8 protein-coding genes are annotated in these 6,618 nt (G+C 68.4%); 3 read left to right on the top strand and 5 right to left on the bottom strand.

Translation table 11 applies throughout. The features are described from left to right. Positions 1–119: 119 nt before the first annotated feature. From UW392_RS02145 to UW392_RS02130, 4 genes are read right to left on the bottom strand one after another with little or no spacing between them, the layout of a single operon-like run. Positions 120–974, bottom strand: coding sequence for a protein spdB (locus UW392_RS02145; RefSeq protein ID WP_320773097.1), 855 nt, complete (start codon positions 972–974; stop codon positions 120–122). After that, positions 971–1,315 carry a hypothetical protein gene (locus tag UW392_RS02140; protein ID WP_320773096.1) on the bottom strand — a complete coding sequence of 115 codons (345 nt, stop codon included), beginning with the start codon at positions 1,313–1,315 and terminating at the stop codon, positions 971–973. Before UW392_RS02140 ends, UW392_RS02145 begins: the two co-directional genes overlap by 4 nt. After that, positions 1,312–1,764, bottom strand: coding sequence for a Pycsar system effector family protein (locus UW392_RS02135; RefSeq protein WP_320773095.1), 453 nt, complete (start codon positions 1,762–1,764; stop codon positions 1,312–1,314). Before UW392_RS02135 ends, UW392_RS02140 begins: the two co-directional genes overlap by 4 nt. Then, entirely contained in the window at positions 1,761–2,030 is a 270-nt protein-coding gene (locus UW392_RS02130) for a DUF6284 family protein (RefSeq protein ID WP_320773094.1), read from the bottom strand. The genes UW392_RS02135 and UW392_RS02130 overlap by 4 nt, the downstream gene beginning before the upstream one ends. A gap of 445 nt (positions 2,031–2,475) precedes the next feature. Here UW392_RS02130 and UW392_RS02125 point away from each other — a divergent pair, with 445 nt between their 5' ends. Both UW392_RS02125 and UW392_RS02120 read left to right on the top strand, forming a co-directional pair. Further along, positions 2,476–3,321, top strand: coding sequence for a sigma-70 region 4 domain-containing protein (locus tag UW392_RS02125; RefSeq protein ID WP_320773093.1), 846 nt, complete (start codon positions 2,476–2,478; stop codon positions 3,319–3,321). A 56-nt stretch (positions 3,322–3,377) separates the two neighbouring features. After that, positions 3,378–4,130: a hypothetical protein gene (locus UW392_RS02120; RefSeq protein ID WP_320773092.1), complete on the top strand. Its 753-nt coding sequence runs from the start codon at positions 3,378–3,380 to the stop codon at positions 4,128–4,130. 901 nt (positions 4,131–5,031) lie between these two features. Here UW392_RS02120 and UW392_RS02115 read toward each other — a convergent pair. Then, entirely contained in the window at positions 5,032–5,334 is a 303-nt protein-coding gene (locus UW392_RS02115) for a helix-turn-helix transcriptional regulator (protein WP_320773091.1), read from the bottom strand. Positions 5,335–5,400: 66 nt separating this feature from the next. On the opposite strand from UW392_RS02115, the gene map reads away from it, so the two are divergent. After that, positions 5,401–6,183: a type I methionyl aminopeptidase gene (gene map / locus UW392_RS02110; protein ID WP_320773090.1), complete on the top strand. Its 783-nt coding sequence runs from the start codon at positions 5,401–5,403 to the stop codon at positions 6,181–6,183. The last annotated feature ends 435 nt before the right edge of the window (positions 6,184–6,618 follow it).

Below are 6,618 nucleotides of genomic sequence, written 5' to 3'. Positions count from 1 at the left end.
CCGTTCGAGCTGCGCGGCCACGTCCTGCCCGCCGGGCCGCAGACCGCGCGCCCGGAGCTGGCGGCGGGTGGCGTAGCCGTCCGGCGCGAGCCGCCACCGGAACAGCGGCAGCGCGCCCATCACGCCACGCGCTTCCACGCCGCCCGCAACCGAACCTCAGAAGCGGAGTAACCAGACGCCCGGAAGCGGGCGGCCATCTCCCGATACGACAGTGCCGGGGTCTGGCTGTGGCGGATCTGGTCGACCAGCGCGTCCAACTCCGCATCGGTCAGCACCGGCGCCGCCTCCAGCGCGGGCACCGGCTCGGTGGGCCCCCAGACGGGGAGCTCCCAACGGGGTGTGACGCCGGGTGTGACGGGGGTCGTCACGCTGGTCAGCGCCCTGCCGGTGTCCTCCCCGTCCCGCGCCGTCGCCAGCGTCGACCACGCCCTGGAGAGGGTGGCGGCGGTCTTCGCTTGGACGCGTGCGACGCGCGCACCGGCCTGCGTCACGGCCGTCAGCCGAGTCTCCTCCGTGGTGGCTTCGGCCCGGAGCCGGGCGCGGGCCACGGCCGCCTCGTCCCGCGCCTCCTGCTGAATGCCGCGGATGGAATCGAGCGCGGACGGGGTGAGCGCGGTGCGCTCCCACATGCCGTGCACCAGCCACAGCGCCTTGGCCGCGAGCGGCAGCCACGCGACCGCCAGCCACGCGCCGGCGGACGTCTCGGCGGTGAGGGCGTGGGCGACCAGGACGCCGGTCGCGATGAGGCCGAAGGACCAGCCGACGGCGGTCACGGCGTTACTGTGGTCACCTTGCGCCGCGAGACGGCGTTCGTAGGCGAGGGTGGCCAGCCATCCGCCGTCGATGCCGAGTCCGACGACCAGGGCGACCGGCCACGGCATCACGGTGCCCAGCCACATGACGACCACGGCCAGGGTGAGGACCATGGACACGGCCGTCATGGCGACGGCGGGCAGTGCGGTCTTCGCCTTCACAGCGCACCCCCCGTCCGTCCGGCCCGGGCACGGTCGGCGTCCGGCTGGTCGGCGAAGGCGGTCAACACGATCTCCGCACCCGCGAACCGCCCCTCGGCCGCGAGCACGCGGGTGCGTCCGTCGCTCTGGGAACGGCAGGCGACCGCGTCCACCGCGATGCCCAGCGCGGTGCGCCACTGCTCGAACGCGGCGAGGCTCTCGCACGTCGTGTCGTGGAAGGACAGCCGCAGCTGCTCCGGGGAGATGGGGGAGACGTCAACGTCGGGGGCGGGCAGGTGCGGGAAGTCGACGGCCAGCAGCCGCAGCACCCGCAGCGGCACCGCGAGATTGTCCAGCGTCACAGCGCACCCCCCGCCGTGATCAGCGCGGCGAGGATGAGCAGCGCGCCCCCGGCGCAGGTCAGGTCGACCGCGCGGCGCAGGCAGGTGAACTTGACCACCGCGAGCCGGGACAGACCCGCGATGTCGGCCGCCAGGTCCCCGGCCACCGCGTCGCAGATCTCTTCGGCGGTGAGGGTGGCCCACAGCGGGAAGCCGTGCCGACCGCGCAGGTTCGGCCGCGTCGACCGCAGCAGCGTGCCGGCCGCGCCGACCAGCAGCGCCATGCCGAGACCGCCCACCACCACAGCGGGCAGCGTCAAGGGCGTGTCCTTGGCGACCGTCCAGGCCCCGGCGAGTACCGCGCCGACGAACGCCAGCAACAGCCCGGTCTTGGTGTCGGTCCGCGTGATCTCCGCCTTCACCTCGGCGTGCGCGGTGGTCAGCCTCTTGTCCTGGTCGACGGTGCTCATGCGGCACCGCCGGGCAGGCTCGCGGCGGTGGTGCGGTTGACCAGTGCGACGCGGGCGGCCAGCGCCCGGCGGCGGGCCCGGCGGATGCGCCGCTCGTCCAGCTCGGTCGGCGTGCGGTCCAGCGTGGCGATCTGCGCGTCCAGCAGGTCGACGTCCACGAGGATCACGGGCATCTCCCGCTCGATCGCGTCCAGCTCAGCGGCCGTCGGCTCCATGAAGTCAGCGAACGCGGTAACAGCGTCCTGAACAGTGACGATGTGTTCCATTGGGTCGTGTTCCTCTCACAGATGGAACGGCCCGAATAGCGGCTCCCGGGGTGCCTCCCGGGAGCCGCGCGCCGTTGAAGTCGGAAACTCTCCGGCTCCCCTCGGCGCCGCTCGTGCGAGACGAGCAGCGGAGGCAACCGGCCGCAGCATCGAGCTGCGGAGAGGTCGAGATGCGCGGCGGTCGCCGCGCGGTCCGTCTTTTCGACTCGGGGAGACGGGGCCCACCTATGCAGTTCTCAACGAACGACCAGCAAAGGGCTGCCCCACATAGAGGCGAGCAGCTATCCCAGACCGGCAGGTCAAGCAGTTACGGCCGCCCTTCCTCATCTTGCTTAGGGGGGGTTGCCGTCTTGCGTGTTAGGAACCATAGGCAAGACTCGGAGGTGTGTGCAACCCCCTCTCGCGGTACAGTTTGTTAGCCCCCCTAGGCGACGATTGGAGAGCCGTGCACGACGACATGCAGCGGGTCGCAGAGATTGCAGTCCCGGTCGAACGAGCCAAAGCGGCTATCGACCTGATGGCGACCTATCAAGGGCGAGTGCTGGAGCTCTCCCGCATCCGCCGCGAGGCGATCGAAGAGGCGCAGGCTTCCGGCATGACGCAAGCTGAGATTGCCAAACAGCTAGGCGTGAGCCGGGGACGTGTCGGGCAACTCGCGTCCGCCGGACCGCCCCCAGAGCGAGCGTTCTTCGGTACCGACCTGGTGACCGTCTCTCTGGGCGGCAAGTACGAAGCGGGCAAGGGGCCTGATGAGAACCCGAGCGCGGTGGTGGTCCGGGAGGATCTCGACAACTTCGAACACCTGCGCAAGCTGCTGGGCGGCATGAAGCTTGAGGCGCAGTACGAGGTGATCCCGCCGACCGGCATCGTCAACCTGAACCGTGACAATCACGTGGTCATCTGCGGTCCACGGCTGTCGCCCATCGTTGCCCAGGTGTTGGAGGGAGACGACAATCTGCGGTTTGAGAAAGACCGTGCTTGGCACCTGGTGGATCAGAAAGCAGGCACGGAGTACCGGTCTCCGCAGGATGAGGATGGTTCTGCCGGTGACTACGGGTACCTGGGGCGCCTCCCGCGTCTGGACGGTCGGGGGACGTTCCTCTACATCGCTGGTATCCATGCCATCGGCGCGAACGGAGTGGTGCACTACTTGGAGCACAACTTGGCAGAGCTGTACCGAGAGGTCCGCACTCGGCGGTTCTCCACGCTGATCTCCTGCCGCTACAACCCGGACACGCTGGAAGTGCTGGAGAGCCGCCGGGTTACGCCGCTGTACCGACACGAGAGCTGAGCATGCGCGTCTGCGTTGACACACAGCCCGGGGGAGCCAACCCGAATGAGGACTGGGTGGCCGGCACTCCCACGCTGGCCGTGGTGCTGGACGGATTGAGTACCGCCGGACTGGCCACGGGGTGCCGCCATGGCGTCCCGTGGTACGTCGCCCACCTTGGTGGGCACATCGTGGCCGCCCTGGCGGACCCGGATCGGCCGCTCACGGACGGCTTGGCCGATGCCCTCGAACGCGTGGCCGCGCTGCACCCTCAGTGCGATCTCGGCAATCCAGGGACACCGTCGGCAACGGTCGCGATCTTGCGACACCGACACGGCTTCCTAGACCACCTGGTCATCGCTGACTCGCCCATTGTCTTCGAGGGTCCCGAGGGCTACACGGTGATCAGTGACCTACGTGTGGACGATGTCCTGCCGGATCTGCGGGCGGAAGTCGAGCGTCACGAGACGCACACCCAGAGGCACAGGGAAGCTCTGCAACGACTTGTTCAAGCTCAACGGCAGGTACGCAACACGCCGGATGGGTACTGGGTGGCCTCGACCAGCCCTGAGGCGGCCGAACACGCTCTGACTGGAGCCACAGCGATCGGACATGTGCACTCTGCCGCCGTGTTGTCGGACGGCGTATCGAGACTTGTCACCGAGTACGAGATGGCCACCTGGCCCGAGGTCTTCGCCACGCTTCGAGAGGGCGGGCCCCGTGAGCTCATCGAGGCCGTTCGCAAGGTTGAGGCCACAGACCCCACCGGTCGCCGGTGGCCTCGGTATAAGTCAGGGGATGACGCGGCTGTCGCCTTCTGCCAGTGGTGATGACGGGGAGTGAACCTCCTTGTCACACGAGCTAGGCTCACCCGCCTGAAGCGGTGAGCTTATGAGACGTTAGTCACATCGAGTTACCTGACGTGCTGGTGCTAAGGCAATCGCTCACTACACCTGCCGTCCGGAGGCGCTGCCAGAGTCGCCCCTTGGGGCTTCGCGACGGTGTTCCGGGTCCTGTAACGGGGTGTTCCGTGTCCCCGGGGGACACGGAGCCGCGACCTGCGCTTCAACTCTGAAAATATGCAACGTCGGGTTGCAACGTGTAGCTACGTCAACCCAGTTGACATTGCATTGCAATGCCTATGCGGGTGTAGTGCAAGATGCTTCGCGATAGCGAATCGAGGCTCTTGGGTGCCTGTATCGAAGGGTGCGTGGCTCGGGCCTGATGGGTCACTCTGTTGGCTCCAGACCGCAGCGTCTGCCCCCGCCTCACTTGCCGGCGGACGGGGGCAGTACGCCCGACTCATCGGAGAGCCGTTATGAGTGTCGCCCAGTGCGCACCTCTGCCGTCAAGTGAATCCCGCGTCCGTTGGCTTGTCGTAGTGATCCTGGTTCTAGTTGGAGTCTCGTCGCAGCAAGCCGCAGAACTCCTCGCATGCGCCGGGAGCGCTGTGGCTGTGGTTGGTTTCAGCGGGAGCGGAAAGCGTGGCGGAGGGGCGCGGTAAGGCTCGCGTTGGCGTACGCCAACCCGTACGCCAACAGCAGCGCACAACCACGGTCCACGGAGATCGTTTGTACACCCCGTGACCATGCGGTAGGTCCCCTGGGTTCGGCCTGAAAAGCGGAAGGTCGCCGGTTCGACCCCGGCCCCAGCCACAACCGCCCTCGCCAGGGCAGACACCCCCTCCGAAGGACTTCGGAGGGGGTGTCTTCGTGTTGCCCCCGCGTGGGGCTACGAGGTCAGCTGCTCGCGTGTGCGGTGGCCGGAGCCGGCCGGGACCACGCCGGGGTCCGGCTGGTTGATCTCGGCCCATACCGCGTCGAGGGAGAGGCCGAGGACGTCGGCGATCGCCGCGATGGTCGGGAAGGCGGGGGTGGCCACGCGGCCCGACTCGATCTTCCGGAGGGTCTCCGGTGAGACGCGTGCGTCGAGCGCGGTTTCGAGCATCGAGCGCTCTCCCCTGGCGCGACGAAGGAGGGCACCGAGACGCTGTCCGCGTTCGACCTCTTCGGGAGTGAGCGGCAACCTGACCATGCCTCCGATTCTAGTACCGGTATAGTTTGGCCGGTATAGTTATCGGTCGCATGAGGAAGGCGCCGCATGATCGAGATCCTGAACCCCACCCTGCTGACCCGGGCCAGGGGCACCGGTGCCCTGGTCGCCGACATCCTGCAGACGCTGAAGGGTCGGAGCGAGGTCGGGACGAACCTCCTGGACATCGACCGGTGGGCCAAGGCCATGATCGGCGAGGCGGGGGCGCAGTCCTGCTACGTCGACTACGCGCCGTCCTTCGGGCGCGGCCCGTTCGGCCACTACATCTGCACGGCCGTCAACGACGCCGTGCTCCACGGGCGGCCGTACGACTACACGCTCGCCGACGGTGATCTGCTGACGCTCGACCTGGCCGTCTCCCGGGGCGGGGTCGCCGCGGACGCCGCCATCAGCTTCCTCGTGGGCGAGGCGAGGCCCCCGGAGAGCGTCGCGTTGATCAGTGCGACCGAACGCGCGCTGGCCGCGGGGATCGCCGCTGCCGGGCCCGGAGCGCGCGTCGGTGACATCTCCCATGCGATCGGCACGGTCCTCGGTGAGGCCGGATACCCGATCAACACCGAGTTCGGAGGTCATGGCATCGGATCGACGATGCACCAGGACCCGCACGTCTCGAACACCGGGCGGCCCGGCCGTGGTTACAAACTCCGCCCCGGGCTGCTGCTGGCGCTGGAGCCGTGGGTCATGGAGGACACCGCCGAGCTCGTCACCGATGCCGACGGGTGGACACTGCGCAGCGCGACGGGCTGCCGTACGGCCCACACCGAGCACACGATCGCGATCACTGACGACGGGGCCGAGATTCTCACTCTGCCGAAGCCGGTGCAGCCGTGAGGCCGTGAGGCGGGAGAGCGGTAGGGCGGTAGGGCGTGAGGCCCGGGGTGCACGGATCGCTCGATCGCGCCACAGTTTCAGGACATCGTCCGCGCTTTCCGCGCTCGGGGCGTAGACTTGCTCGTTACGGCCTGAAGGCAGGAGGCCGCCGGTTCGTCCCCGGCCCCAGCCGTCAGCGCCTGGGCTCCGTTCGAGTGAACGGGGCCTTCGCTCCTACCGTCTCGTGCTCCCGCGTGTCCCATGAGGAGAGCCCCCGGTGCCGCCCTGACCAGCGGCGATGAGGGTGGTTTGCCTTTCTGGGCAGTGGGTGCGTATGGTGGTAGATCGTTTGATCCCATTTGCCCGGCGCCACTAAGACGCGCCGCGTGTGGCGCGTACTCTCCCTTGCCGTGGCCGGACCGCATTGAGGCGGCCGATTGTGACTTCACGGAGTTT

This window comes from Streptomyces sp. CRN 30 (genome assembly GCF_034105845.1).
The sequence above is the reverse complement of the archived record's forward strand: the minus strand, read 5'-3'. Positions and strand labels throughout refer to the sequence as shown.

Coding starts and splice junctions, on each gene's coding strand:
- UW392_RS02135 (WP_320773095.1), bottom strand. CDS start 1,764: ATGAGCACCGTCGACCAGGACAAGAGGCTGACCACCGCGCACGCCGAG.
- UW392_RS02130 (WP_320773094.1), bottom strand. CDS start 2,030: ATGGAACACATCGTCACTGTTCAGGACGCTGTTACCGCGTTCGCTGAC.
- UW392_RS02115 (WP_320773091.1), bottom strand. CDS start 5,334: ATGGTCAGGTTGCCGCTCACTCCCGAAGAGGTCGAACGCGGACAGCGT.
- map (WP_320773090.1), top strand. CDS start 5,401: ATGATCGAGATCCTGAACCCCACCCTGCTGACCCGGGCCAGGGGCACC.